General features: G+C 30.8%; 23 protein-coding genes. 18 read left to right on the top strand and 5 right to left on the bottom strand.

What is annotated here, in order from left to right:
* Nucleotides 1-92 precede the first annotated feature (92 nt).
* The 7 genes from lanM (at nucleotide 93) to BLS46_RS03485 (ending at nucleotide 8,006) form a co-directional block, all read left to right on the top strand.
* A complete protein-coding gene (lanM, locus tag BLS46_RS03515) occupies nucleotides 93-3,047 on the top strand; it encodes a type 2 lanthipeptide synthetase LanM (RefSeq protein ID WP_048791723.1) in 2,955 nt (984 codons plus the stop codon).
* Nucleotides 3,048-3,059: 12 nt separating this feature from the next.
* Entirely contained in the window at nucleotides 3,060-5,183 is a 2,124-nt protein-coding gene (locus BLS46_RS03510) for a peptidase domain-containing ABC transporter (RefSeq protein WP_048791722.1), read from the top strand.
* A gap of 109 nt (nucleotides 5,184-5,292) precedes the next feature.
* Nucleotides 5,293-5,934: a hypothetical protein gene (locus tag BLS46_RS03505; protein ID WP_048791721.1), complete on the top strand. Its 642-nt coding sequence runs from the start codon at nucleotides 5,293-5,295 to the stop codon at nucleotides 5,932-5,934.
* 9 nt (nucleotides 5,935-5,943) lie between these two features.
* Nucleotides 5,944-7,029: a toprim domain-containing protein gene (locus BLS46_RS03500; protein ID WP_048791720.1), complete on the top strand. Its 1,086-nt coding sequence runs from the start codon at nucleotides 5,944-5,946 to the stop codon at nucleotides 7,027-7,029.
* Nucleotides 7,030-7,079: 50 nt separating this feature from the next.
* Nucleotides 7,080-7,313, top strand: coding sequence for a DUF5965 family protein (locus BLS46_RS03495; protein ID WP_084972556.1), 234 nt, complete (start codon nucleotides 7,080-7,082; stop codon nucleotides 7,311-7,313).
* On the top strand, nucleotides 7,310-7,693 hold the full coding sequence (locus BLS46_RS03490) for a DUF5945 family protein (RefSeq protein ID WP_048791718.1): 384 nt from the start codon (nucleotides 7,310-7,312) through the stop codon (nucleotides 7,691-7,693). Before BLS46_RS03495 ends, BLS46_RS03490 begins: the two co-directional genes overlap by 4 nt.
* A 37-nt stretch (nucleotides 7,694-7,730) precedes the next feature.
* Nucleotides 7,731-8,006 (top strand): hypothetical protein, encoded by a 276-nt coding sequence (locus BLS46_RS03485; protein ID WP_048791717.1) that lies wholly within the window; start codon nucleotides 7,731-7,733, stop codon nucleotides 8,004-8,006.
* Between the two features lie 108 nt (nucleotides 8,007-8,114).
* On the opposite strand, the gene BLS46_RS03480 is transcribed toward BLS46_RS03485, so the two are convergent.
* Complete coding sequence (locus BLS46_RS03480; protein ID WP_084972555.1) at nucleotides 8,115-9,011, bottom strand: tyrosine-type recombinase/integrase; 897 nt, start codon at nucleotides 9,009-9,011, stop codon at nucleotides 8,115-8,117.
* Nucleotides 9,012-9,101: 90 nt separating this feature from the next.
* Here BLS46_RS03480 and BLS46_RS03475 point away from each other — a divergent pair, with 90 nt between their 5' ends.
* Nucleotides 9,102-10,343, top strand: a complete 1,242-nt coding sequence (locus BLS46_RS03475) for an aminotransferase class I/II-fold pyridoxal phosphate-dependent enzyme (RefSeq protein WP_084972554.1) — start codon at nucleotides 9,102-9,104, stop codon at nucleotides 10,341-10,343.
* Here BLS46_RS03475 and BLS46_RS03470 read toward each other — a convergent pair.
* A complete protein-coding gene (locus BLS46_RS03470; protein ID WP_084972553.1) occupies nucleotides 10,327-12,606 on the bottom strand; it encodes a tetratricopeptide repeat protein in 2,280 nt (759 codons plus the stop codon). The genes BLS46_RS03475 and BLS46_RS03470 overlap by 17 nt on opposite strands.
* 664 nt (nucleotides 12,607-13,270) lie before the next feature.
* Between BLS46_RS03470 and BLS46_RS03465 the strand changes: the two genes are divergently transcribed.
* Both BLS46_RS03465 and BLS46_RS03460 read left to right on the top strand, forming a co-directional pair.
* A complete protein-coding gene (locus tag BLS46_RS03465; protein ID WP_084972552.1) occupies nucleotides 13,271-15,358 on the top strand; it encodes an ATP-dependent nuclease in 2,088 nt (695 codons plus the stop codon).
* Nucleotides 15,345-17,162: a UvrD-helicase domain-containing protein gene (locus BLS46_RS03460; protein WP_084972551.1), complete on the top strand. Its 1,818-nt coding sequence runs from the start codon at nucleotides 15,345-15,347 to the stop codon at nucleotides 17,160-17,162. Before BLS46_RS03465 ends, BLS46_RS03460 begins: the two co-directional genes overlap by 14 nt.
* Nucleotides 17,163-17,246: 84 nt before the next feature.
* Here the strand turns inward: BLS46_RS03460 and BLS46_RS03455 are convergent, their stop codons facing one another.
* Entirely contained in the window at nucleotides 17,247-18,413 is a 1,167-nt protein-coding gene (locus BLS46_RS03455) for an ATP-binding protein (RefSeq protein ID WP_084972550.1), read from the bottom strand.
* A 361-nt stretch (nucleotides 18,414-18,774) separates the two neighbouring features.
* On the opposite strand from BLS46_RS03455, the gene BLS46_RS03445 reads away from it, so the two are divergent.
* Genes BLS46_RS03445 through BLS46_RS03435 form a run of 3 tightly spaced genes read left to right on the top strand, consistent with a single transcriptional unit; the run spans nucleotide 18,775 to nucleotide 21,364 of the window.
* Nucleotides 18,775-19,134 carry an SAG1252 family conjugative relaxosome accessory protein gene (locus tag BLS46_RS03445; protein ID WP_084972549.1) on the top strand — a complete coding sequence of 120 codons (360 nt, stop codon included), beginning with the start codon at nucleotides 18,775-18,777 and terminating at the stop codon, nucleotides 19,132-19,134.
* A 9-nt stretch (nucleotides 19,135-19,143) separates the two neighbouring features.
* Entirely contained in the window at nucleotides 19,144-19,509 is a 366-nt protein-coding gene (locus BLS46_RS03440) for a MobC family plasmid mobilization relaxosome protein (RefSeq protein ID WP_084972548.1), read from the top strand.
* Nucleotides 19,496-21,364 (top strand): SAG1250 family conjugative relaxase, encoded by a 1,869-nt coding sequence (locus BLS46_RS03435; protein WP_084972547.1) that lies wholly within the window; start codon nucleotides 19,496-19,498, stop codon nucleotides 21,362-21,364. Before BLS46_RS03440 ends, BLS46_RS03435 begins: the two co-directional genes overlap by 14 nt.
* A gap of 46 nt (nucleotides 21,365-21,410) precedes the next feature.
* On the opposite strand, the gene BLS46_RS03430 is transcribed toward BLS46_RS03435, so the two are convergent.
* Nucleotides 21,411-21,722 carry an ATP-binding protein gene (locus BLS46_RS03430; RefSeq protein WP_257367071.1) on the bottom strand — a complete coding sequence of 104 codons (312 nt, stop codon included), beginning with the start codon at nucleotides 21,720-21,722 and terminating at the stop codon, nucleotides 21,411-21,413.
* A gap of 736 nt (nucleotides 21,723-22,458) precedes the next feature.
* On the opposite strand from BLS46_RS03430, the gene BLS46_RS03420 reads away from it, so the two are divergent.
* The 3 genes from BLS46_RS03420 (at nucleotide 22,459) to BLS46_RS03405 (ending at nucleotide 24,413) form a co-directional block, all read left to right on the top strand.
* A complete protein-coding gene (locus BLS46_RS03420) occupies nucleotides 22,459-22,680 on the top strand; it encodes a helix-turn-helix domain-containing protein (RefSeq protein WP_084972546.1) in 222 nt (73 codons plus the stop codon).
* 304 nt (nucleotides 22,681-22,984) lie between these two features.
* Nucleotides 22,985-23,254: a DUF3173 family protein gene (locus BLS46_RS03410; protein WP_000450956.1), complete on the top strand. Its 270-nt coding sequence runs from the start codon at nucleotides 22,985-22,987 to the stop codon at nucleotides 23,252-23,254.
* On the top strand, nucleotides 23,226-24,413 hold the full coding sequence (locus BLS46_RS03405; RefSeq protein WP_084972545.1) for a tyrosine-type recombinase/integrase: 1,188 nt from the start codon (nucleotides 23,226-23,228) through the stop codon (nucleotides 24,411-24,413). The genes BLS46_RS03410 and BLS46_RS03405 overlap by 29 nt, the downstream gene beginning before the upstream one ends.
* A 200-nt stretch (nucleotides 24,414-24,613) precedes the next feature.
* Here the strand turns inward: BLS46_RS03405 and BLS46_RS03400 are convergent, their stop codons facing one another.
* A complete protein-coding gene (locus tag BLS46_RS03400; RefSeq protein ID WP_180364037.1) occupies nucleotides 24,614-25,342 on the bottom strand; it encodes a hypothetical protein in 729 nt (242 codons plus the stop codon).
* 182 nt (nucleotides 25,343-25,524) lie between these two features.
* Between BLS46_RS03400 and BLS46_RS03395 the strand changes: the two genes are divergently transcribed.
* Nucleotides 25,525-25,917, top strand: coding sequence for a hypothetical protein (locus BLS46_RS03395; RefSeq protein WP_093585684.1), 393 nt, complete (start codon nucleotides 25,525-25,527; stop codon nucleotides 25,915-25,917).
* A 13-nt stretch (nucleotides 25,918-25,930) separates the two neighbouring features.
* On the top strand, nucleotides 25,931-26,485 hold the full coding sequence (locus tag BLS46_RS03390; RefSeq protein ID WP_093585682.1) for a hypothetical protein: 555 nt from the start codon (nucleotides 25,931-25,933) through the stop codon (nucleotides 26,483-26,485).
* Nucleotide 26,486 lies beyond the last annotated feature (1 nt).

Raw genomic sequence — 26,486 nt, 5'->3', positions numbered from 1 at the left:
CTTTTTTAATTTATTTACAAAAATTGCACATATTACTCATTCTAATAAACGGTAAATTTGATAATCTATTAGTAATTAAGGAGGAGATCATTATGTCTATTGTATCTGAAAAATGGTTAAGTTTATTTAATAATATCGAAGATGATGAGCAGTTAGATGAATTTTTAAAGACTACCTCTGGAGATAGTCTACAAGATTGGGAAGAAAAATTTCTTCAGTACGAGCAGTGTGGAAAAGATTATATTGAGCGAGAGTTAGGAACAATCTTATATGATGAATATAACCCTCAGGAAAAGCTCAGAGTAAGTATTCATTGGCTAGATTTATTTAAACCAATTTGTTTTAAATACTTAGAGCGATTATCTAGCTTTTTAAATAAAACGCAATGTATAACCAATACAAATGAATTTATTCTAGATATTGAATCAGTATTTTTTGAAATTTGTATGAATATGAGCTATAGAACGGTTGTCTTAGAGATTAATGATTTAAGGAGAGCGTCTCGTTTAGAAGGTGAAGATAGTAAAAATAGATACAATTATTTTATCAATACTTTATTAAAGGACAGAGATTATATATTGGAGTTTTATAAAAAGTATCCCGTCTTGTTTGAGTTATTAGATAAGAAGATTTCTAACGTCTTAGACTATATTGAACAAATTATTCTCCATTTTGAAGAGAACCTAATTGACCTAGAAAGTTATTTTAATTATAAGAATTTAAAATTATCGAGTATTGATTTTAATGCTGGCGATACTCACTCTAATGGTAAGAGTGTTTGTATTCTTAAATTAAATACTAAGAAAAAGCTAGTTTACAAACCAAGAAATATGTTTATCGATGTTAATTTAAACTTATTCTCTAAAGAATTTGCTCATCGTTTTGGACTTTCAGAATTATTATTCGTCCCTAAAACACTGAGTAAAGATTCTTATAGCTTTGTAGAGTTTATAGAAGAGAAAGAATGCAATTCACTTCAGGAGGTAGAAGCTTATTATACAAATATGGGAAAACTTTTAGCATTTTTACATATTTTTGGTGCTAAAGATTATCATGGTGAAAACATTTTAGCTTGTCAAGAACATCCTTATCTTATTGATAATGAGACGATATTGCATTTCAGTGAGCCTGTAAATATCACTTCAAATGCACAAAATATTTATAATTTTGTAACTAACTCAGTTTATAGTGTGGGAATATTACCAATGAACCTTTATTCAGTAAATAATGACAAAGGAATGGAAATTGGAGCATTAAATTCAGGTGAAAGGCGAGAATCACCTTATTTATCCCATCAACTGGCTAATGTTGGGACTGATGAAATTAGAATTGAAAAAGTATTTAAAATAGTCGGGGATTTCCCTAGCACAGTAAGATATAAAGGAAAAAACGTATCGTGTTCTAGTTACCTCAACGAAGTTCAAAGAGGATTTGAAACTATTTACAAAATTGTTTTACAAAATAGAAATATAGTTTCTAGGATGATCGTTAAATATTTTGAAAATTGTGAGACGAGATATATTTATCGAAATACCAATATTTATGTACAATTTCTTGAAACAAGCCATCACCCAGAATTGTTAAAAAATAAATATGATTTTGAAATGTATTTGCTTCGTTTATTTGAATATGGTGATGTTGCTAATCTTTTTGATAATGTTATGATGAAAGATGAGGTTTGCCAGCTTAGAAAAGGTGATGTTCCAATATTTTATGCGAATACAAGTAGCAATGAAATTCATAATGGACTAGGTCGATATATTTGTGCTTTAGACGGACATAGTATCGTTAATAAGGTTTTAAATAGAATAACTAGTTTATCAGATGATAATTTACTCAGACAAAAACGAATTATAAATATGGCTTTTATGGGGAGCGAGTTATTTCCAAAGAAATCTAGAGTATCTGAAGAACACATGAATACTGAAACTATTACTTCAAAAATAATCAATCGGATTTCATCAGCTAAATTTAAATTTAATAATGAGACTAGTTGGTTAGCGATGGTGGCTATGAATAAAAGCTATGAGATATATCCAATGGATTGTAGTCTATACAGTGGAACTTCTGGTATGATTTTGGGGATAACAAGCATAGATGATACTAGATTACGGACGCTTTTACCTGGGGTTATCAATTATACCAATAACTATATAAAAGAATTACAAGGGAATTTCCCTGTACACCAGTTAGGTGCTTTTACTGGTGTATATGGATACTTATATACATTGTGTGTGTTGAGAGAAGAAGGTACTCTATTTGATGAAGATATCGAAGAGATTATATATGAAACATTGTCGTCAACATTTAGACATCTACGAAATATTGATAATTTAGATATAATAGGTGGTTTAGCAGGAATTTTAGGAGTACTGATAAAAATCCAGAAAACAATGCTCGATAGTTCTCGGGTAACTGAGTTGACTCAGAATTTGTCTGAAGGTATAGTTCAAAAAATACTAGAAAAATATAAAAAAGATGGCTTTTGGATTGAAAATGATCCTGGATATGCTCATGGTAATTATGGCATTATTACGCAACTTTATAGATATTCTTTATCTAACACATGCAAATCTGATGTAAAAACTTCCATTATTTCTTGTATAAAAGAATATCTTGACAAAGAGCGTTCGTTACTATGTGGAAAAAAAGGTTTTCCTTTAAGAAAAAATGCCAAGTATTATTCATGGTGTAATGGTATTGTGGGAATCGTTAATGCTAAGAACTATTTAGAAACTAATGAATTTCCTGACAAATTTTTAAAGACCGAAGTTCAAGATTATTCCAATAAAATTTTAAATCAAGATCCTACTTTAGATAATTCAATCTGTCATGGAAGTATCGGGAACCTAGTCATTTTAGATTCTATTTTAGGCTATTCTGTTGATATAGAAAATAGAATAGCTACTGAAAGTATCTCATATCTTTGGGATAAAGAAACTTATGAATGTGATGATTGGGGGATTTTGACAGGAGAAATGGGAATATTGATGGCTAATGATAGAAAAAGTAGGACTAGATTAAATGATATACTACTTTTAAATTAATGGGGGTTAGATATGAAAAGAAACATCCCGTTTATCGAACAACACCAAAAAACAGAGTGTGGATTATGCTGTGTTGCGATGGTGTCAAGTTATTATAATCACGAAATTTCCGTTAAAGATCTGAGAAATCTAAAAGAAACAGGGAGGGATGGAACTAGTTTTCAAAATTTAATTGAACTGTTAGAAAATATGGGATTTAAAGTGAAATCATTCCGTTTTCCAAAAGATAGACCAGATGTATATAAACAGATAAAAGTTCCAGCCATTGCATTGTGGGAGAGTAAGCATTTTGTTGTTGTAGAAAAAGTAACTTCTAAATTTGTTTGGGTAATTGATCCTGAACTCGGAAAACTAAGATATGATTTAAATGAGTTCTCAGCCGGTTTCTCAGAATTTTTAATTAGTATTTCTAGTAGTGATAGAGTAATAAAACAAAAATCAAAAGAGAATTACGGAGAGATTTATGCGCAACTTTGGCAATCTTGGCATTATTTTGTACCTCTGTTATTTCTAACTTTTGTAAGTTATGCGGTTAGCTTTATTCTGCCTATATGGACGCAACAGCTATTAAATCAAGCCACAGGTGGCAATCAGTTTAATCCAGCAATTTTAGCGCTCAATTTTATTATTTTTACATTACTATACTTTATTATAATGCTCGGTCAGAGATATCTTTCTATTAATCTGACAAACGATATAGATAAAAGACTGAATAATAGTGTAATTGGTCGTTTGTTTCAATTACCATATAAATTTTTCTCTACTAGAAGTAGTGGTGATTTAATTTATTCTATAAATGGTTTGGGTAGAATTCGGCAATTATTTACAAATCAGGTTGTACTAGGAATATTAGATATTGGTTTTGTAATTTGTATTTTGTTTTACTTTCTATATATTGATTTTTTCGTGGCGATTATCGCTCTTATGTTAGTGGTAGTAAATTTGTTGTTGCTTCTATTGACTAGAAAAAATTTGGAACAAAAAAGTAAATCTTTTGTGATAGCTCAGAATGATCTCCAAAATAAACAAATCGAAATGATTTATTCTATGATGGGAATAAAAATGGAAGGATTTGAAGTTCGAACGTTTAAACAATGGAAAGGTTATTTAGATAAGTATCTTTATAGATATAGAGCCAGTGAATTGTTTTCAAGTGTTGTTAATTCGTTATTTTCAATTATCACTTTTATATCTCCATTTATCCTATTATTTATTATGTTGTTGCCAGATAATCATTTAGGTAATAAGTTAGGTGGGATTTTTGCAGTATATTCTTTGTCATCTCTATTATTTGGTAAGATTAATAGTATTTTTGATACAATTGTAGCATTCTACAATAGCAAAACATTTTTATCTCGGATTTTAGAGATTTTAGGTGAAGAAACTGAGATAAATGGTGTAGTGAAACACGACTTAAATGGGGAAATCACACTTAAAAATGTTTCATTTTCATATACTAGAGATAGTAAAAAAGTACTTTCTAATGTGTCTATTGAAATAAAGAAGGGTGAGAAGGTAGCAATTGTTGGCTCTTCTGGATCAGGTAAAAGTACACTTTCCAAATTATTAATAGGTTTATTTCCAGCCTCCTCAGGTAGTATTTTATTTGATGACTTAGATTATAATTTGTTGGATAAACAGTATCTTCGTCAACAAATTGGCATTGTCCCACAAGACATGACTTTATTTAATAAAACCATATATGAGAATATTGCTGGAGATATCTCAGTCTCAGAGGAAGAAATGACAAAAATTTGTAAGTTAGTTAATATCCATGATGAAATTATGGAAATGCCCATGGGGTATAATACTTTAGTTTCAGAAATGGGAATGAATCTGTCAGGAGGGCAACGTCAGAGAATTATTTTAGCAAGAGCGCTAGTTAAGAAACCCAAAATAATACTTTTAGATGAAGCCACAAGTTATCTAGATAATGTTAATGAAAAAGAGATTATGCAGAAATTTAAAGAACAAAATATTACAATTATTGTTATTGCACATCGACTTTCTACCATTATCGATTCTAACCAGATTTTTGTAATGGATAAAGGAGAAATTGTAGAACAAGGAAGTCATACAGAACTATTGAATATGAAAAATGGTTTGTATAAAAAACTTTATCAGACGGATTACTAAATTTGTAATATATATTGGCCACCTTCGGGTGGCATTTTTACTTCTGTGATACTTTTTTCAAGATTTATCTGCTATTCTTGACCTAGTTTTTATAGAAAGAAGGTCTAAGATGTTAAATAAAGTCAAAACTAAAGCCTTAATTAGTGTTGGAGCAGTGGCTGCAACTAGCTTTATTCTCATGATGGGATATACTGTTGGTCAACACTCGACTGCTAAACAAAGTCGTAAAGAGATTGAATTGGCTGCAGCTAAACTTGTAGAGGATAAACAAGCAGAAGATAAAGCCAGCATTTTGTCATCGGATACTGTAAAAGAATTTTTGACTCAGTACTATACGAAAGAAAAGCTCGGAGAAAATAATACACGTATTCAACCTTATATGACTGAATCGGCTTATTCTCAAGAATTAACAAGTCAAAACGATGCCATGAACCAAGTGTATAAGGACTATATTTTGGATTATCATTTTGAAAAAGCTGATATCTTTGTCAATCAGACTACGAATCAAGCCATTGCCATGGTCTCTTATAATGTAACCTATGTATCTGATTTAAAGAATGCCAACCAATCAAAGACCAATCAGACAGAAACCAGAACGGTTAAGTTGTCTTATTCGAAACTACCAGGTAAGTTATTGGTCAATCAAGTACAGGTTTGGAAATCTGGATTGGATGATTTGGATAAGGCCACTCCCAAAACTTTGGAAGAATCCTCATCTGTTCCATCACTGCCAAATACTACGACAAAATGATGATGTTTTATGAATATAGAGGAATGTAAGCAAATCTCAATTCTTGATGTAGCAAGTCGTTTAGGTATCTCCTTTAAACAAGTTTCGAACAGTGTTTATGAGCATCCTGAACACGATTCATTTCGGATTTTTTCAACTACCAATACTTTTAAATGGTTTTCAAGAGATATTCAAGGTGATGTCATTGATTTTGTTCGACTTGTTAAGGGAATTTCCTTTAAAGAAGCTCTAGCTTTTTTTTCTGAAGAACCTTTTCAAAAAGAAGCTGTTCAAGAAAATAGGGAGAGACCATTTTATTATCCTTTAAAGAGAATAGAAGATTCTAACTGTAGTCTGGCCAGATATTATTTAACAGAATGTAGAGGAATCTCAGACGAAATCATAGAAAAGATGATTCAACAAGGTTTGATAGCACAAGCTAGTTGGAAAACAAATGAAACTGTTGAACCTGTTATTGTTTTTAAAAGCTTTGATCATCGTCACAAGCTGCAGGCAGCAAGCTTACAAGGTATTTATAAGAATCACTCTCTTCCTAGAGAGAGGCTGAAAACGATTCTAAAAGGAAGCCATGGACATATTGGAATATCCTTTGATATTGGTAAACCAAATAGACTGGTCTTTTGTGAATCGTTCATTGACTTAATGAGCTATTACGAACTGCATCAACAAAGTCTATCTGATGTTCGTTTGGTATCTATGGAAGGATTAAAAAGGTCTGTTATCGCTTATCAAACTTTACGACTGATAGCTGAAGAAAATCAGAAGTTGGAATTTTTAGATACAGTAACACCTTCAAAGTTATTGCCTTTGATCAATACAATTCGTGATACCACTACCTATTTTGATAATCATCCTGATTTATTGACACTGGCGGTAGATTGTGATGATGCAGGAAAAGATTTTTCTGATAAGTTATCTCAAGCAGGATTGCCTGTTTTACTGGATTTACCTAATAATGAATTTGGGAAAGAAAAAATAGACTGGAACGATATTCTTAGAGAAAAGAAATCAGATTTACAATTTATGCTTGAGACTGTAAAAGAGACATTTGGAAATCCACCAGTAAGACAATCATCTCAATGTTTAGAATTGTGATAACAAAATCAAGATGTTTTAGCTAATATTAGAATGAAGGAGGATCGTATATGACCATTATTGAACGCTTAGAAGAAAAAGTCACTAGGCAAGAAAGCAAGGTAGCAAGAGAGAAAGAAAAACTCGCTGCTTACAAAGAACAACTGGAGACAGCGATGTTTGCGACGTTCAAAAGGCGTCAAAGCATCAGTCACATGAGTTTTGAAGAAGCTCTTGACCATGCCTTTGGTAAAGAAAGACAATTCGATGATTCTGAATTTAGAAAGGATGAAATGAGTGAATGACAAAAAATTGGGATTTTAATCAACCATTAGAAAGTAAATCAGAAAATCAAGAAGATCCAGATAAAATTGCGGCCTTATTTGGAAATCATAAAGGAGGTAATGATGTAAATTATGAAGCAGCTTTTCAAAAGCGAAAACAAGCACCTGTGACGGAATCAAATCCTAGTTCTAAACCTAAAGTTACAGAGGTTAGAACAGGAAAAGAGACAGATATTACTACAAGTTATCAGCAACATCTAAAAAGACTGATTGCGGATAACAATAGCGATATTGAAAGTAGTCAAAAGAAAATTGAAGAGCTATATACGTTGATTGATACAAAGAATAAAGACAATAAGAAATTGCAGTCAATTTATGATGCGATTTCCGAATTACACTAAGCAGTCTTAAGAGGCTGCTTTTTTTGAGAGGCTATAGATGTTTACAACTTTTTTTAAGAAAAATCAAGACAATAGTGATGTATTTAAAAAGCTAATTCATAGACTATCTGATATGTCTGTCCAAGATCTTGAAAAAATAGATCGACTGTTAGATATCATTTTCACTCTAGATCAAGAATCAGAACAGCTAAAAACAGAAGCAATTTATAGAGAAGAAACTTTGGATGACACATTAAAGGAAGCTAAGAATCAACTTCATAAGGAACAATTGGAGAAGAATTTAGAGAGATTTAGGAAAGACGGAAGGAAGTGAATAGTTTTATAAAATTTTCTTTTATTTGAATAAAGTCTTAACTAAAGTAGAACTACAAAAATTAATTTAAGATGAAGTGAACTGAACTGTAGACTTTGGAAATGTCTCTTACTCGATTTCAGAATGAATTACTGATATGGGATTAAAAGAACTAAGTATTTCTTTTTGTTTTGAATGAGATACGTGAGTATAGATTTGTGTGATTGATATAGAACTGTGTCCAAGAATTTGTTGAATATATCGAATATCTACATCACTATCTAGAAGCATTGTCGCAAAGCTATGTCTAAACATATGCGGTGTAATAGTTCTAGAAAAGTTATTTTGTTCAACGATTCTCTTTATAACTAAACGTACACTTTGCTCTGACAATGGTTTAAGTGAATGTTTCCCTGGAAACAAGAAATCATTTGATTCATTTTTTGTTTTATTTATATATGTTTCTAATAAATTTAATGTTTTTTGATCTCCTAAAAATAAGATACGTTCTTTATTACCCTTTCCTATAATATGGAGTGTCTTATTGGAAAGATTAATGTCTTTGAGATGAATGTGGCAAAGTTCAGAAATTCTGATGCCTGTTGAAAGTAAAAGTGAAATAATCAGTAGATTTCTTTCAGCGTGTTGTTTTTGATAATCAGTTTTAGATAGAATTACTTTCTGTTCTAAATATATGAAAATGCTTTTCAGAATGCCATACGGAATCGTTTTAGGCAATACTTTTTCAGTTCTAAATTGAAAGCGCAATTGATTGAAGGGATTCTCTTCAATTATGTTCTGGTATTTTAGATAGTTATAAAACACCTTCATACAAGCAATTTTTCTTCTTAATGTATTCGTTTTTATGTTAGATTGTGTCAACTGTTCTATATAGGATTCGACATTATCATAGTCTGAGTTATAAAATTGCATAAGATCATTCTTATAAGCGCGAATCGTGTGTGAACTCAAACGCTTATGAGTTTTGCAATAATCTAAGTAAGTAGAAATAAGTTTATAATCCATAAAAATCTCCTTTATCAATAATCATGCTATTATAAACCTATTTGAGTGCTTTGTATAGTGATAATAAATTGTTATCGGTAGGAGAAGTCAGTGTATAAAATTAATAAATTTGAAGGTGAAATCTATCAGAAGTTAAATAAAATTCTTGATTCATATAACCAAGAACAGAATAGCCTAATAAATCTTGCTGCATGTATTAGCTATCCATTCACCGAAGTATTAGAAATTCAAAGTTTCCCTCTCGCTACTCTGCCCACAGAGGGAGCTGTTGAAAAACGCTTTTTTCCTCATTGTACTTCATTGGATAATATTGAAATATATTCAGAGGAATTGTGTCTTCAACTTTTTGATTTAAATCCTGGTGATTATAGAGTTAATATGCAACCACATTCAGGAACTCAGGCTAACCAAATAGTCTATAATTGTGTTTTAGAAAGTGACGATTATATTTTATCGTTATCTCCAAAAGACGGAGGACATATTTCACACACTTATACAGGCAAAGGTACTGTAAAATATTATCACTTAGATCATAACTTAAATATTGATTATATCGAATTAAAGGAATTATTAGATAAATATAAACCTAAATTGATTATTATTGGTGCTTCATCGTATGGAAATGAATTTAATTATCAACAAATTTATGAAATTATAAAAGAGGTTAGCCCCAATACCCTCATTTTAGCGGATATTTGCCATAGTGTTTTATATATTATGGCAAAGCTACATAAGTCGATTTTTCCATATGTAGATTTCGTTACTTTTACAATGGATAAATGTTTACGTGGGCCTCAAGGAGGGGTACTACTGTATCGTTCTATATTTGAAGAAAAAATAACTAATTCAATTTTTCCTAGAACACAGGGAGGTCCTACACAAAATGCATTATTTGCGAAATGTATCTGTTTAATCAAATTATTATCAATAGATATTCAAGATTATGCACAACAGGTTATAAAAAATACTTTATTGTTTATAAAACAATTAAGTAAAGAGGGGGTTGATGTTGTTTATAAAAACTCAAAGACTCATATAATTTTAGTTAATCTACTGAATCTAAACTTGAGTGGTAAGGATGCAGAGAATCTACTTTTTCAACATAAAATATTAGTTAACCGAAATCAAATTCCAAATGATACACACGGACCAATGACGACTTCAGGAATAAGATTAGGAACAATCGGAATTACAAATTTATCCTATACTGATGATGATATTAAAAAATTAGCTAAACTAGTAGCTAATTTATTAAAATATAAACAATATGATTATTCCATATATTTAGATCTCATTCGTAAGTACCATGAACAAATTAATATCTCCAATTAGGAGAAAGACCTATACAGAAATTATATTTTTTGTAAGGAATCAACAGATAGTATTTAGTGAGTCCGTCTTGATAATCATCAATATAAGTTTTTTCACAAACAAAAGGAATATCATCAAACTGTTGTAAATTGTATACTATTTGAAATTTATACCAAGGATCGTCAATGAGTGGAATTTCTTCCTCAAAGTTTCTTAGTGAATTTTGAAATTCTGTAAAAGAGATTCTTTCAGAAATCAATTCAATAATTAATTTGTTTAACTTGAGCATCCTAATATCTAAGGTCAAAGCTTTAGGACATTCTTGAAGTGATTTATTTATAAATTTCAGAGATTGTTGATAATTTTTATTCATCAAAAAAATAATTGATTTATTACAATATGGTTCAAAAATTTCATTTGAATCATATTTTTTTAGTATTTTTGTGGCCTTATTTAGATTCTCTAAAGCTACATCATATTCTCCGTCCCATATATTAACAACACCTAAATTATTATATACTGTTGCAACAGGTATTTGATATTCATTACGTTGAAAATAGTCCAATGCTAGTTTGAGATTTTCGGTAGCTTCTTTAGTTGGGAAATAATGAGCAGAATTTCGTAAAATAATATAATAGAAGTCGTCTTTTTCTACAGAATTCATGCTTTCATTAAGGAGTTTAATTGCCTCTCGATCTTTACCTAAATGACCATAAGCATTTAGCTTGTAGAGTAATGTTCCAGAGCAATTTTCTAACTTTTCCAGTGATTTTAGCGCCTCCTCAAATTCATATTTTTGAATTTGAAATCTAGGATAGTATAGCTGTAAATCTTTTGAATAATTATCTTTTTGAAGACTGTTTAAAATAGCTAAACCTCCATTAAAATCAGAAATCCACTGGTACGAGTTCAATATATAATGTAAGTATTTTTCGGGTAACAATTCTATTAAATGAAGTATCTTCTTACTCAAAGATACAATGTAAAAATATGAATTTTTCCTGTATTCGATTTCAAGTAACTGTTTGATATATTCTACATTTTGCCGCAACTCTTCAATATTACATATATTTATTAAGCAGTGAATTAAATAGGCTAACTCTCCACCAACTCCTATAGATAGGATAGTTTGCTCTAAATATATTTTTAGATTGTTGGTTACTAATTGAAGATCAGAAGCATTTGTGTGATTTAAAATACCATTTACAATTGATTCGTGTGAAATTTTGATTTTATCATTTGTATCTCCATTAATATATACAAAACCTGCATCAATAAGGGATTTTAGAGAATCAGCTACTTCAGTATTTTCGTCTAATATAGATTTAATGTAGTTAAAAACTATATCTTTTCTCATACCAGCAGGAAAAATCGATGATATGATAAGTATATTTTTTTGAATATCTGGAAGTTTGTCATATATATCAGAAATATTAAATAATTCTGAATTTGGATTATCAATAAGTCTGTTAATAATTAATTCAATATCTTTATAATTACCTTGTGTTATCTGCCAGATTTGATTCAATTTGATATTATCAAGTAAAGCAATTTTATTTCTTATTAGTAATTTACACTCATCCTCAGTAAGATACGATAAATTTAATACAGTAGGAGTATAATTGTCCAATGTATCTAGTTTATCAATCGATTTTAACTTATCATTTGTTCGGTTTATAATAGTTAAAGAGATTCCGCTTTGAAGTGTATTAAAGTCATCTTCAAATTTTATTTTTATATCTTCAGATAAAAATTGATAATTATCAATAATAATATTAAGACGGATTTTTTTTGAAGTATGACTGAAATATCTTAAATATAAATCATTTTCAAATATTCCCTCCTTTATTTCAGCAATAACTTCTTCCCAAGGATAATCAATTACTTTTTTGTAAGTTGTATCGAACGCAATAAACGATCTGATTAACCTAAAACTATGTTTCAGAGTTAGATTTGTTAGTTTTTGTTTTCTTAAATAATTTGAAAACGAATATTTTTGAGGTATTGATAAGCATAGATTTCTTCTGAATTGTGTTGGGACATAGGCTCCTTTTAGTAGATTTTCAAAAAATTTATTACTTTCAAACCCATCATTTATAACATCAATGTAGAGAATAAAGACTTCTTTATCATGACTGTAAACTTGTTGACAAACCTCTTTGATTAACTCGGTTTTACCACTACCACTTAAACCATTAATAATATATAAACTATTTTTATCATTACTGGAAAATTTAAAATGCTGTTTTAATTCTTCTATTTCAGTATCGCGACCGTAATACATAAAACATCTCCTACCGATAACAATTTATTATCACTAGTATACCATAAAGTCCTCTTTAGTAGCTTGATTTGTATAATGATTCTTTTAGTTAGAATTAAATGTTATTGGTCAACTATAAAGTAAAATACTGTTTTGAAATTATATCGAATACTTTTGAGTCAATTACAAACTTACAACAACTAGAGAGTTGTGTAGTTTGAAGGAAATAAGTACAGGTTTATTAGAAAAGTAACATTTCATAGGATTATCACGAAAATTCTAATTTTAGAATTATACTTTCTATTAATTTAGAACCTATTTTTTTATTTTTAAATGTTATAATGGTGTTATCAAGTAAAAGGAGCATACTATAATTGATAACAATATAAAATTCTACGAAAGACACATGGCCTGATAAAAACAGATTTGCTCGAATTGTATAAATTTTACGCAATAGCCCTTAGCTGTTATAAAAACGGAACAAGTACCATTTCAACAGAATTTATAGACACTATTTGCCAAGGATTCATAGAAGATGAGTCTATGCTTCAAAAATAGATCAAGGTTAAGCTTCTGTCACTCTTCAATGATGCCTTTTGGGGTAATAGAGTAAGGTCGAGGAAGAGATGTTGAAGGTGGGACAGGAACGGTTGTGTGAATTAGTTTCAGGTAATGGAGATAAGAAATGAAGTTAACAAAAGTAATTATTAATAATTTTAGATCATTCGGTGAAAGTCAAATTATTGAATTAAACAATCAAACGGTACTGATTGGGAATAATAGTTCGGGAAAAACAACTGTATTACAAGCATTGAGTAAGCTGTTTTCGGACAAACAAAATGATAGAATAATTAGAAAAAGTGATTTTCACCTTCCAAAAGGTTCAAGGCCCGGAGAAAATATTAGAAACCTCTTTATAGAAACTATTTTTGAGTTTGATGAACTTTATAGAACTCTCTATAGTCCATCAATTCCATCGTTTTTCGAACACTTTACAGTTTCTCAAGATGGTGCCAAACCATTTCTACGAATCAGGTTAGAATCTTCTTGGGAAGATGATGGAACAATTGAAGGAAGTATTGATACTCAAATCTATTATATTTCATCTGGTGAAGAGGAGTTTAAAGAAGAAGATAAGCATCGTGCACCAAGAAAAGATTTAGATAAAATCAGAGTTCTGTATGTGCCAGCTTCAAGGACACCTGAGAAGGAGCTGGGGAATGCTTCTGGTAGTATGTTAAGTAGACTTGTAAATAGTATAAATTGGACCGAGGATGAGACAAATGAAATTACAGATAAAATTGATGAGTTGAATAATACTTTTTTATCTGAAAATGGAGCATTAACTCAAATCAACCAAGAGATTCAGAAATCATGGGAACTATATCATGAAGATAACCGTTTTTCTCAGGCAGAGTTAACTATTAATTCTTCTGAGATGGCGGCAGCCCTCAGACAGATTGCCTTAAAATTTTCACCAACGACTACTGAAGAAGCATTTACAGTTTCAGATTTAGGAGATGGACTGAGATCTATTTTTTATTTTTCACTTGTTGATTCAATACTTGATATTGAGTTAGAGATTACAAAAGATCGTGAAGAAAATCCTGATAATCCAAGATTTAAGCTGATACCTCCAATACTAACTATCTTAGCAATAGAGGAGCCAGAAAATCATATTGCTCCACATCACATTGGTAAACTGGTGAAAAGGTTTAAACAGTTGAGTAATAATGACAACTCTCAAGTAATTTTAACGTCACATTCCCCAGCTATTGTAAAAAGAATTGAACCAGAAGAATTGAGGTATTTAAGAATTGAAAGTAATGACAGAGTTCTTCAAACCATTGTTTCTGATATAAAACTACCTCAAGATACTGATGAATCTTATAAATATATTAAAGGAGCAATTCAAGCATATCCTGAACTATATTTTGCCAAGTTAGTAGTTCTAGGTGAAGGTGATAGTGAGGAACTGCTATTACCAAAGTTTTTTGATTTACTTGGGAATGAGATAGATAGCTCTCAGATTTCAATTGTGCCTTTAGGAGGAAGACATGTTAACTATTTTTGGAAATTATTAAATTCTCTAAAAATACCTCATATTACTTTACTAGACTTTGATAATGAAAGATACGGAGGTGGTTGGGGAAGAGTAAAATATGTTATCCAACAGTTACTAGAAATAGGTATTGAGCGTAGTGATTTAGTGAAATTGAAAGATGGTAGAATATTGAAAGATGAAGACATTGCTAGAATTAGTTCTTGGCAGATATGTGATATCTTCTCACAACCATTGTTATCTTGGATAAATCATTTAGAAAAATTCAATATATTCTTTTCTGCACCTCTTGATATTGATTTCTTGATGTTACAACATTATAAGGAACATTATCTGGGTACATTATCTTTGAAAGAAGGACCAGTCGTTTCATATGCTGATTCAGATGGAAATAGTAAAAAAGTAAAATTAACTGATTTGGATTGTATTGATAAATTGCAGTTAGAAGGTCTCGAAAAACGTATAGAAGAAGCAAAGATAGCTACTTTAAAGGATAAGAGTGGACCAGGGGATAGTTTTACTAGAGAAGAGAAAGAATTAATGATTTGGTATCAATATTTCTTTTTAGGTAGAGGAAAGCCAACAACTCATATGCAATTTTTATCATCTATTAGTGATGATGAATTAACAAGAAATCTACCCTCTGTATTTGAAAAAATGGTTAAACGTGCTGAAGAATTACTTGGAGATATTGAACATGGTAAAGAGTGAGGAGTGGTTTCCTAAAGGAGATATCATTTTAGAAGAGGCTGCATTAGGAGCCGTCAAAGATGTGACTAACTGTTTAGTCATTGCTGGACCAGGCGCGGGGAAAACTGAATTACTAGCTCAAAAGTTAGACTATCTATTCTCTACAAATAAATGCGTTTCTCCGAAAAAAATTCTAGCATTAAGTTTCAAAACGGATGCTGCATCAAATTTGAAAGAAAGAGTTAAGAAACATTATGGTGATGAATATGCTTCTCGTTTTACCTCTTTAACCTATTCGGCTTTTGAAAAGAGAATTTTAGACCAATTTAGAGATGTTCTACCTGAGGCTATACGACCATCAAAAGATTATTTGATTGAAGATTGGGATACTATAAAAGAAATACTCTCTATAAATGGAATTAATGGATGGAGAATGTCGGATATAAGAAATTTTGTCGAAAATATTATACTTAATGACGGGAATACTCACAAATTAAAAAAGGATTTACTAAAAGGAACACAAGATAATAAGCCGGTACTCTTGTATAGGCAAATAACAAAGTTGAGTACTCAAATAATAGCTAATAACGAATACATCCGTAAAGCACTTCAAATGACATACGATTTTGTATTTCTAGATGAATTTCAGGATACTACACATGCCCAGTATAATTTATTAAAAACTTGTTTTTTAGGTTCGTCTTGTAAATTAACAGCAGTTGGAGATAATAAGCAAGCCATTATGAGATGGGCAGGTGCAAAGCCTGATATTTTTCCAGACTATATTCGAGACTTTAAGTCAAATGAATATCAATTGTTGATGAATCACCGCTCTGTACCTAAACTTGTAGAATTTCAAAAAGAGGTTCATCAGATATTAAATAGTAATCACAGTTCTATTCAGACAAATAATTATCCAGAATTTCAAGAGGGTGAAATAACATTATTTGAATTTGAAAATGAAAGTTTAGAAGCTGAGTTAATTGCAAATGATATAGAATCAAAAATTCAAGGAGGTATACGACCATCAAAAATTTGTATTCTAGCAAAACAGAAGGTTGATGATTATAGTTCAAAATTGATAACTACATTAAACAGTAAAGGGATTAAAGCAAGAATTGAAAATGAATATCAAGAGCTTTTAAAAGACCCTACTTGTAACCTATTATTAGATTTAATATCATGCAGTCAAGGAAAACGAGATCCTTTAATTTGGGAAAATATTAGTAATTTTTATGGAAATATCAATGGAATAGATGAATTTACTGGTGAATTAATTTTGGCAAAATCCTACAAGGAGATTGATAATATAATTAGTGATATTACTTCCCTAATTTCAAATTTTATTCCTAATGAAGATAGCATGCTAAATTTAATTGAGTGTATTATTGAAAAAATAGGTGATATAAGAATTATTTCCACTTTTTCAATATACAATGGAAAAAGTGATCTAGATATTATTGTCAAGAAATTTTCAAAGTTATTATACAAAGAATATTCTCAAACACAAGATGACTGGATAAATATAGTATCTAACTTCAAGGGTGAAAACTCAATTTCAATTATGACTATCCATAAAAGTAAAGGGTTAGAATACGAGGCAGTCTATTTTCTAGGGTTAGAGGACTCTGCATTCTGGAATTTTAATAATCAACCAGAAGAAGATAAAAGTACATTCTTCGTCGCACTTTCAAGAGCAAAAAGTTACCTAATATTCACATACTGTAAATTGAGAAATAATTGGCCACAAAATACTAGAAATATTAATGAGATATATTCATTACTAACTCAATCTAGTTTAGTCGATGTTATTAATAATGATTAAGGTATAGCAATTAGCTTTTTAGATAAACTAATTGCTATACCTTGTTTTGTCTTTTTAAGTAGTTAAAACTGTTACAGTAGGTTATCAAGATATATTTTTTTGAAAACTTTTCAATAACTTAACTAAGTTCAATTCAGTTAAATTTATCTTATTTTCTTGGATATTATAATCAGGATTTTTTTGTCTCGCTTTTTTATAGTAATAATCGAAATCTTTTTCTGAGACTTCAAGTTGTTCTATTATCTTTTCTGGTGTGAATTTACTTTTTATTAAGCTGTGAGTCTTTTTCAGTTCTATTTTTGTATCATAAATTACGATACTGTCTTTAAATCTAGTTAAAGGATATTTTTCGAGACCAGGTATTGAAGAAAATACTTTCAGCAATTGGTACTTTAAAGTATTTTTGTATAGACAATGATAATAAATATTCTCGTGAGAATCTATTTTAAAACTTTCTAAATCAGGAGAGGGGACTAGACAATTACCTTGATCCAAATATATAGCCATACATTCGTCAATTGTAAGATGACGATATCGAAGTTGTACTAATTGCCAATCAATATTAGTCTGGTATTGATTTAAACTATAAGACATAGTTTTGAAACGATTTGCATCATCGTCGGTAAGTTTAATATAAAAATCGGGATTAGGATTATAAATAAAAAATCTTCCGTCTTCATTTTCAATGAAGAACCAATTTTTATAGTCTTTTAAAACATGAAAATACTGCTCTTTGATATTTAAGTCGGTATGATTAAACTTTTGAAACAACTTATTTATTAACTCAAAAGGAGCAGAGGAGTCTTTAGGAGTATTTATAGAGCCATTTCTAGCATATATTAATCCTTTTGGTAATGCAGTATCTTTCTTAGGCTTATAATCTTTTGTTAAAAATACAGGAACCTTATCTGTATCATGAATAATTAAGATGTCAATTTCTTTGTTGTCTATAGTTTCAGTTTGTATGCTAATTTTAATTTGATTATTTGTTGATATAAAGAGTTTATGTAGTAAATCTGTTAGATCTTCTTCATTTCTTCTATTATCATCATCATTGTGTACACCGATTATATCTAAAGTGATATTATCAATTCCAAAGATGATATAACAATCTTCGTGATGTGATGTATTGACAAAATTTAAGATATCACGCACCAATTCAGTTTTTGAATGATGCCATTTTTGTTTAAAATCATGAAACTCATCTTCGGGAGTATTCAATAGTAAATGTATTTGATCTAGACTCAGCATTTTTATTTCTCCAAATATTAGTTTACAGAAATTTTATCATAGAATCAGAGAAAGTCAATCATAACTATATTAGCTGTGATACCTTTTTCAAATCTTCCCTGTTATCCTAATATCATTCATAGAAAATCAATTTTTGATTCTCTATGGGGGTTTGGGGGCGAAGTCACCAAGCTATTTTATCGTTGGCTGTCAAAACTAGAAGGTTTTGATAGGCTGACGATATGATTTTTGGGATATTGTGGACACAATATCTGAGCTCGCAAAGACCGAACAAGAAGCGAGTGAGGACTTTAGGAAGCGTACTGACAATGTGAGGTAGACTTACACTGTCAGACAAGTAGAATGTTGAAGGGATATCAGAATGGGACAAGAAATTAAGTCAATCCGAAAGCAATTTAGAATCACGAGACAAGAAGAAAAACAGATAAAAGAAATGATGAGGGAACAAAAAATGGATAGTTTCTCAGAATTTCTTCGTCAGAATTTATTGAAAAAGAATTATCAGGATAGAATTTTTGAAAGTTGGTTATCTCTTTGGAACTCTCAGAAGTTAGAACAGATTAGTCGAGATGTACATGAGGTTTTGATTATTGCAAGAGAGAATCATCAAGTGACTCAAGAACACGTCTCAATCTTATTGACTTGTGTTCAAGAATTAATTGTAGAAGTCAATCAAGCTCAGCCACTCAGTCGTGAATTCTGTGAAAAGTATACGGGCTAGGAGACTGCTATGGTTTATCGCTATCGTACCAATCTCAAAAAAGTTTTTCTAACTGATTCTGAATTACATCAATTGAATGAGCGAATTGCGAAGAGCAATTGTCAAAATTTTTCAGTCTATGCTAGAAGAGTGTTATTGAATCCGAACATGTCCTTTGTCATAATTAACACCGACACATATGATCGGTTGGTTTTTGAATTGAGAAGGATTGGAAATAATATCAATCAAATTGCGCGTGCTGTTAATCAAAGCCATCTGATTTCCCAGGAACAATTACAAGACTTGAGTAAAGGAGTTGGAGAGTTAATTAAGGAAGTGGACAAAGAATTTCAAGTGGAAGTGAAAAGACTGAAGGAGTTTCATGGTAGTCACTAAGCATTTTGCGACTCACGGTAAAAAATATCGCAGACGTTTGATTAAGTATATCCTCGATCCAGATAAAACAGATAATCTAAAATTAGTATCTGATTTTGGCATGAGTAATTACTTAGACTTTCCTAGCCATGCAGAAATGGTAGAAATGTACAATGTTAACTTTACTAATAACGACAAGTTGTACGAATCCAGAAATGATCGACAAGAAAAACACCAGCAAACTATTCATGCTCATCACCTCATTCAATCATTTTCTCCTGAGGATAATTTAACACCGAAAGAAATCAATCGAATTGGTTACGAGACTATGATGGAATTGACAGGAGGTCGCTTTAAGTTTATCGTAGCAACTCATACAGACAAAGATCATATCCACAACCATATCCTAATCAATGCCATAGACAGTAATTCAGATAAAAAGTTAATATGGAATTATGCCTTGGAACGAAATCTCCGTATGATTTCAGACCGTATTTCTAAAATGGCAGGAGCGAAAATTATTGAGAAACGTTACTCGTACTGTGATTACCAAAAATATAGGCAGTCTAGTCATAAATTTGAATTGAAGCAACGCCTTTATTTTTTGATGCAGCAGTCGAAGTCCTTTAACGATTTTTTAGGAAAAGCAGAGCAATTACATGTTCAAATTGATCTTAGTCAGAAGCATAGTCGCTTCATAATAATGGATAGAGCAATGACAAAACCAATTCGAGGCCGTCAACTCAGCAAACGAGATTTATATGATGAAGACTTTTTTCGTACACATTTTGCCAAGCAAGAGATTGAAAGTCGATTAGAATTTCTGTTGCCCCTCGTTAATTCTTTAGAAGAGTTACTGACAAAAGCAAAAGAATTAAATCTAACCATTTATTTAAAACAAAAAAATGTAACCTTTATCTTGGAAGAAGATAGTCAAAAGATAAGTTTAGGTCATAAAAAAATAAGTGATAAGAAATTATATGATGTCAATTTTTTTCAAGATTATTTTAAAAATAAAGAAGTCAGCATTTCAGAAGGATTAGAGAATCTACCGGAACAATACCATGCTTTTCAAGAAGAACGAGATAAGGATAAGGTATCCACTGAAGAGATTGAAGAAGCCTTTGAGACATTTAAGGAAAAACGAGATGCCGTTCATGAATTTGAAGTGGAACTTGCAGAGCACCAAATAGAGAAGCTAGTTGATAAGGGCGTCTATATCAAGGTGTCTTTCGGTGTCAAACAGAGCGGTCTTATTTTCATTCCCAACTATCAATTAGATATTCTTGAAGAAGAGAATCAGACAAAATATAAAGTCTATATCCGTGAGACAACCTCATACTTTGTCTATAACAAAGAGCATTCGGATAAGAATCAGTATATAAAAGGACGAACCTTGATTAGACAGCTAACCAACGATAGTCGAGTAATACCATATAGAAGACCTACAGTTAAGAGTCTACAGGAAAAGATAACTGAGATTAACCTCTTCATTGAATTAACTGAAGCAGATAAGAAATACCAAGACATTAAAGACGAGTTAGTCAAAGAAATAGCAGAGATTGATATAAAACTAAATCAAATCAATGAAAAAATTGCCACCTTAAACAAGATGGCGGAAGTGCTTATCAATTTGAAGAGTGAAGAACTTAGTGGTCGAAAATTAGCGAGATATGAATTTTCAAAATTGAACTTAACAGAATCAGCATCATTAGAAAAAGTAAATCACGAAATACTCATATCGCAAGAGGAGCTAGAGCATTATCTTTATGAGTACGAGGGACTTGCTAGAAGATTGGAAGAATTTGTAAAAATGTTAAATATTACTACTAATAAGGCTAATCCAAAATTTCAAGAGAATATTTTGATTGACTAATCTCTATAATTAACATATTGGCATAAAAATATTTGAAAACTAAAGGCTAGACTGGCATACAAATAGTGACAAGAGCACCGTTCTCAAAATTACTCAAATTTACCTGTCCTCCATGAATTTTCACTATCCGCTTAACAAATGCTAAACCAATTCCGAAATGACTTCCTTGCTCTGAATTTGTTGCCTGTTTGTCTTGATAGAATAGTGACCCGTATTTCTCGAGTAAATTCTCCGAAAATGAAGAATCACTATTCCATATGGAAATGTAAAATTTATTATCTATTAATTTGTAGTCTACTCTTATTACTGGATAATTGCTTTTTGAATGGTCCATCGCATTATTGATAATATTTAGGATAGCTCGTAGGAATAAATTTAGATTAAGTGTTAAATAGATAGGGGTTGGTAGGTTGTTTGAAAATTGAGTATTAGTCTTTTTATCAGTAATTAGCTTAATCTCTTGTTCAAATAATTCAAGTAAGTAATCCGAAGATAAACTCTCCCAATAAGAGTTCGATGACAGCGTTAGCTACTTTACTGCTATTTCCGATATTAGTTATACCCTATATTGAACGTGTACTTCCTGGGGCTTTACCATACATTTATTATGAAACTATTTCTGAAAGTTTTAAAATATCAGCAATATCTGCTAGTCATATCATATTATTATTGTGGAATTTGATTTTACTACTATTAATATATTTGAAAGTCAAAAAGAGGTTGAAAAATGAATAGTCAAAAACATTCAGAAGTCACGTTCGGGGAATTTTTAAAATTATTAAAACCGTATAAAATAGCTATTGTTCCTATGATGACTTATCTATTTTTCTTTATTCTACTAATGTTAAAGAAATTCTAAAGTCTATTTGTAGAATCAAGTGTAACATAGTATTTAATCCTTTCAAGCTGTTTGAGTCAACTCAAGCAGCTTTTTCGAGTACTTATACCCATGAATTCTTCTAGGCTTTCATTAAATATTTTTGTATGCTTATGAGAAGTGCTTAATAAATTAATTTTAGTTCAAAATGTCCAATTTGGACACTTTGAATGATTTCTTAGTTTTATATATTATACTTTTCTCAGGAGAAAGCTAGATGTACAGACGTTTGAGAGATTTGAGGGAAGATCACGATTTGACCCAAAAACAAGTAGCTAAAACACTTTCGTTTACAGACTCAGCTTATGCTAAAATTGAACGAGGTGAGCATACGTTAACAGCAGATGTATTAGTAACTCTCTCAAACTTTTACGATGTCAGTACAGACTACCTATTGGGATTGACAGATTTTCCTGATAAAATTCGCTTTAGAAAATAATCTCCTCAATTTCATAGAGTGTGAAAATGAGGAGATTTTTTATTTGTTCTTTGACAATTGAATAGTCCAAAATGGTACTTTCCTCATTTGTGGAGCAGATTTGCATGGCTCGCCATGATAAGAGCGATTTTAAAACCATCAATAAAATAGAGCGATACTTTATATGCCATGATACAAATGATATACAATGATACTTCTGACCGTTCAGGCTGCCACCGTAAAAGAGCAGTAAGTGAAATTCTTATGATGACTTCATCAGTCATGCCATGGAGGTAAAATATCTAAGAAAGGAAGTAATAAAATCATGGAAACAGTAAACTATAAAGATTTAGTAGCGATTGGTTTTCCAGAGCACACATCGAGGAATATTATTAGACAAGCAAAAAAGATTGCTGTAAAAAAGTTTGAAGAAGCTAGAAAAAATGATAAGAATGCGGTACAATTAGGATGTTCACCTTTCGATAATAAAAGGTTAGGCATTGCTCCTAAAAATATTGTAGAAAATTTAATTGGTATTTCTTTTTCAGATATAGAAGGTGAGAAAAATGGTTATATCAAAGACAAAGAAATATAAAGGTGTATACAAAGATTCAAAAGGAAAAATTTATTTTCAAGTTGAATTAGGAGTTGATCCAATAACTGGGAAAAGAATTCAGAGGAAAGGAAGGAAAAATCAGCAGGGCTTACCGTTTAGTTCTTTTAAAGAAGCATACGATGAAATAGTTCGTTTAAAACATGAATTTGCGAACTCTACTATTAATAATAGTTTTCTAACTTTTAGAGAGTTTATGGAAGAGATTTATTTAAAATATTATCAACAAAAAGTTCAATTTGTAACTTATCAGACTGCTTTACCACATCATCAGTTATTTATTAAACAATTTGGTAGTAAAAAATTATCAGATATTAGTACTATTGACTGTGAAAGATTTCGCTTAGCTATTATAGACAAGTATTCTAGTAACTATGCTAAAAATATGTGGTCTAGATTTAAAGCATGTCTGGGTTATGCAGAAAGATTGGGTTATATTGATAGAGTTCCTTTTAAAGGATTAGATAATCCTAGAGGAATGCACCCTGATACAAAATTTTGGACATTTGATGAATTTAAGAAGGTAATAAACTCTTTTGATATTAGTGAGTATGAGGGACTTCATAATTACATGACGATCTGGTTATATTTTATGACTGGTTTAAGAGTAAGTGAGGGTATTGCTCTTAAATGGGAAGATATTGATTTTGAACGTAAATGGATTCATGTTCATTCGACAATTGAGAAAGATAAAAACGGTGTATGGTATGCTAAACAACAAACAAAGACAGTAGCAGGGAATCGTAAAATTGATTTAGATGATTTTACGATTATAATACTTAAAAAATGGCGAGAAGTTCAAATCAAGAATGATGATAAAGATTATGTAATATCACGTTTTGGTGAGCCCTTGTGTAAGTCTACAATCTCTAGAATAATAAAAAGGCATGCTAGGGTTACTGGTGTACCAGAAATTACGGGGAAGGGGTTAAGACATAGTCACGCATCCTACCTTATAAATGTATTGCATAAGGATACCTTATATGTTTCATATCGATTAGGACATGTTGATAAGTCAACCACGTTGAATACATATAGTCACTGGTATTATTCAGGTGATTCAACAATTTCAGAAGAGATCACAAACAGTTTAGATAATCTTGGATTATCAATTTACCTACCAAATTCCTGCCAAAGTTGAAACTTGAGGAATTAACCCACTAATACTGGGAGAAAATAGGATTTGCAAATTGTTACTCTTAAATAATCAATATCAGATTGTTTAAGGCTGAAAGCCTAGTACTATAGCCTTTTCGCTCTTGAAAAAGGTGATATAAAAGGGAGTATTTCGTTTGAAGCACCCCCACAGACACCCCCACAAATTTTTGTGGGGGTGTTTTTTTAGTTATCTCTGTTTTTTTCATTATCAATTTCTTTTTGATAATAATCGAAATTTCTCAAATTATTTTTTTTAAGAGACCACAGGTTTTTATAATCTATTATATATAATTTGCTCTTCTTATCTCTGATAAAAGAGTTATTCATTTTTATTAAAGAATTTTTCCTATCAAAACTATGAGCTGGTAAAGAAAGGTCTCCCTGTTTCAAATCACATATTTCCATATCAATAACAATATTGGAAATATATTTTAATTTTTCCCAATAATCAATGGGAGGTAAATCTTTATTCTTTTCCATATTAAGTAATACACCTTCTAAAATTGGTAATAATAAGGTATGTTTTCTTAATTGGTAACAAATTTTTAAATAGATATTCAAATCTTGATTTTCCGTTTGTTTATAAAATTCATTTATATGATTTTCGTTATACATCTCTTTTAAAACAGATAATTTTCTAAAATCAGGCAAAGAGTCATTCCTAATTGAATCCACTTCATTATTTCGCCATCTTCTGTATGTTCGTTCATCTACTTGGAAATATTTTTCTCTAAATTCATTTCTATTCCTTACTTCTTTTTTTGACTTATCATGCTGATATTGTCTTTCTAATATTTCGGAAAATGAATGTTGTATAAAATTATCAATATTCATTGAATTGGGTGAAAGTTTTTCTAATAGTTTTTGAAAATATACCAGATGTTCAAGTTTATTATTTTTGTTATTTATCATTTTCATTATTCTTTCTAAAAAACGGACATTTATTGTGCCGTCTAGAGTAATTCTTTACTTAAAGATATACTAAAAGTATAAAAATTACAAGTTGCAACTAAGTGATTTTTTATAGCTCGTCATATTACTAACGTAAGCTAAACAGCTAGACGGGGAGCTGGGAAGCTAGAAAGAAGGTCAAAATGACTGAAGACAAAAAGATTTCGCTAGGTATCTACAAGAGCCAGCAAAAACTTCTAGAATCGTTGGCTGGGATTGTTATAGTTCCTTCCTCTCTAAAAGTTGTTGATATAAACACAGGTATTATGAATGAGGGCGAAGGGAACCAACGCTCTTGGGCAAACCTAACTGCTGTTGACACACTTCTTTATGAGAAGTTTGAAAGTATTGGTCAAGAAGAGTTTTGCCCAACTTTCAAGGTAAAACTCAAAAATTATCTAGGAGAAGACTTATCACAACTTCAAGATATGAATATCTCTTTTGAGGATTTTGAGTTGGCATTTGTCACTGACAAGTACAAGCAACCCATTGGGCTTGCACTGGTACTTGAACTAGAAACTATTTCAGTAAATTAGGAGGGGCTCTACTATGAAAAAAGTTCAAAGTGTTTTTCGTAAATTTATTTCTCTCAAATGGTACTATCAGCTTGCAATTGCATTAGTAAGTGCAGTCACAGTAGCCTTACTTATTAAATTTTTAATTTGGTTCGTTCCGATTATTGGAGCAATTCTAGCCCTACTCCTTGTTTTTACTGAGGGGGAAATCTTTTCTACAATGTGGGAAAGTTATAAGCAAAGAAAACAAGCTCCTACCAATCCCCTATTTGTAACCGTTTATCATAGGTTAACTGAATGCTGTATTACAGATTTACCTGTTTCTACTTTGCAGTTCGTGCAAGGAGTTGAGTTTCCTGACATCAATCAAGGATTATACTTCGTTCATCTCGAAAAAGAAATCAGTGATGAACTACTTTGGGAGTTCGAAACCAGGGTAAGGCAAACAGTTAAATTCATGTCCAACGATTTGACAGACTGTGTTGTTAGTCGCTCTAATCGTGAACCATTTCTCGCAATCAAGGTTCGTTTAGTGTCAGCTGATGACATGATTTTAATTCAAAAAAACCAAATGGAAGAGGACTTCTAGC

The sequence above is a fragment of the Streptococcus sp. NLAE-zl-C503 genome, assembly GCF_900104285.1.
In the GTDB taxonomy this organism is placed as follows: domain Bacteria; phylum Bacillota; class Bacilli; order Lactobacillales; family Streptococcaceae; genus Streptococcus.
Note: the sequence above shows the minus strand (reverse complement) of the source record. Positions and strands in the feature narration are given on the sequence as shown.

Coding starts and splice junctions, on each gene's coding strand:
- BLS46_RS03500 (WP_048791720.1), top strand. CDS start 5,944: ATGAATATAGAGGAATGTAAGCAAATCTCAATTCTTGATGTAGCAAGT.
- BLS46_RS03455 (WP_084972550.1), bottom strand. CDS start 18,413: ATGCTGAGTCTAGATCAAATACATTTACTATTGAATACTCCCGAAGAT.
- BLS46_RS03410 (WP_000450956.1), top strand. CDS start 22,985: ATGGAAACAGTAAACTATAAAGATTTAGTAGCGATTGGTTTTCCAGAG.
- BLS46_RS03395 (WP_093585684.1), top strand. CDS start 25,525: ATGACTGAAGACAAAAAGATTTCGCTAGGTATCTACAAGAGCCAGCAA.
- BLS46_RS03405 (WP_084972545.1), top strand. CDS start 23,226: ATGGTTATATCAAAGACAAAGAAATATAAAGGTGTATACAAAGATTCA.
- BLS46_RS03505 (WP_048791721.1), top strand. CDS start 5,293: ATGTTAAATAAAGTCAAAACTAAAGCCTTAATTAGTGTTGGAGCAGTG.
- BLS46_RS03485 (WP_048791717.1), top strand. CDS start 7,731: ATGTTTACAACTTTTTTTAAGAAAAATCAAGACAATAGTGATGTATTT.
- BLS46_RS03470 (WP_084972553.1), bottom strand. CDS start 12,606: ATGTATTACGGTCGCGATACTGAAATAGAAGAATTAAAACAGCATTTT.
- lanM (WP_048791723.1), top strand. CDS start 93: ATGTCTATTGTATCTGAAAAATGGTTAAGTTTATTTAATAATATCGAA.
- BLS46_RS03490 (WP_048791718.1), top strand. CDS start 7,310: ATGACAAAAAATTGGGATTTTAATCAACCATTAGAAAGTAAATCAGAA.
- BLS46_RS03480 (WP_084972555.1), bottom strand. CDS start 9,011: ATGGATTATAAACTTATTTCTACTTACTTAGATTATTGCAAAACTCAT.
- BLS46_RS03445 (WP_084972549.1), top strand. CDS start 18,775: ATGGGACAAGAAATTAAGTCAATCCGAAAGCAATTTAGAATCACGAGA.
- BLS46_RS03465 (WP_084972552.1), top strand. CDS start 13,271: ATGAAGTTAACAAAAGTAATTATTAATAATTTTAGATCATTCGGTGAA.
- BLS46_RS03390 (WP_093585682.1), top strand. CDS start 25,931: ATGAAAAAAGTTCAAAGTGTTTTTCGTAAATTTATTTCTCTCAAATGG.
- BLS46_RS03495 (WP_084972556.1), top strand. CDS start 7,080: ATGACCATTATTGAACGCTTAGAAGAAAAAGTCACTAGGCAAGAAAGC.
- BLS46_RS03420 (WP_084972546.1), top strand. CDS start 22,459: ATGTACAGACGTTTGAGAGATTTGAGGGAAGATCACGATTTGACCCAA.
- BLS46_RS03435 (WP_084972547.1), top strand. CDS start 19,496: ATGGTAGTCACTAAGCATTTTGCGACTCACGGTAAAAAATATCGCAGA.
- BLS46_RS03440 (WP_084972548.1), top strand. CDS start 19,144: ATGGTTTATCGCTATCGTACCAATCTCAAAAAAGTTTTTCTAACTGAT.
- BLS46_RS03460 (WP_084972551.1), top strand. CDS start 15,345: ATGGTAAAGAGTGAGGAGTGGTTTCCTAAAGGAGATATCATTTTAGAA.
- BLS46_RS03400 (WP_180364037.1), bottom strand. CDS start 25,342: ATGATAAATAACAAAAATAATAAACTTGAACATCTGGTATATTTTCAA.
- BLS46_RS03510 (WP_048791722.1), top strand. CDS start 3,060: ATGAAAAGAAACATCCCGTTTATCGAACAACACCAAAAAACAGAGTGT.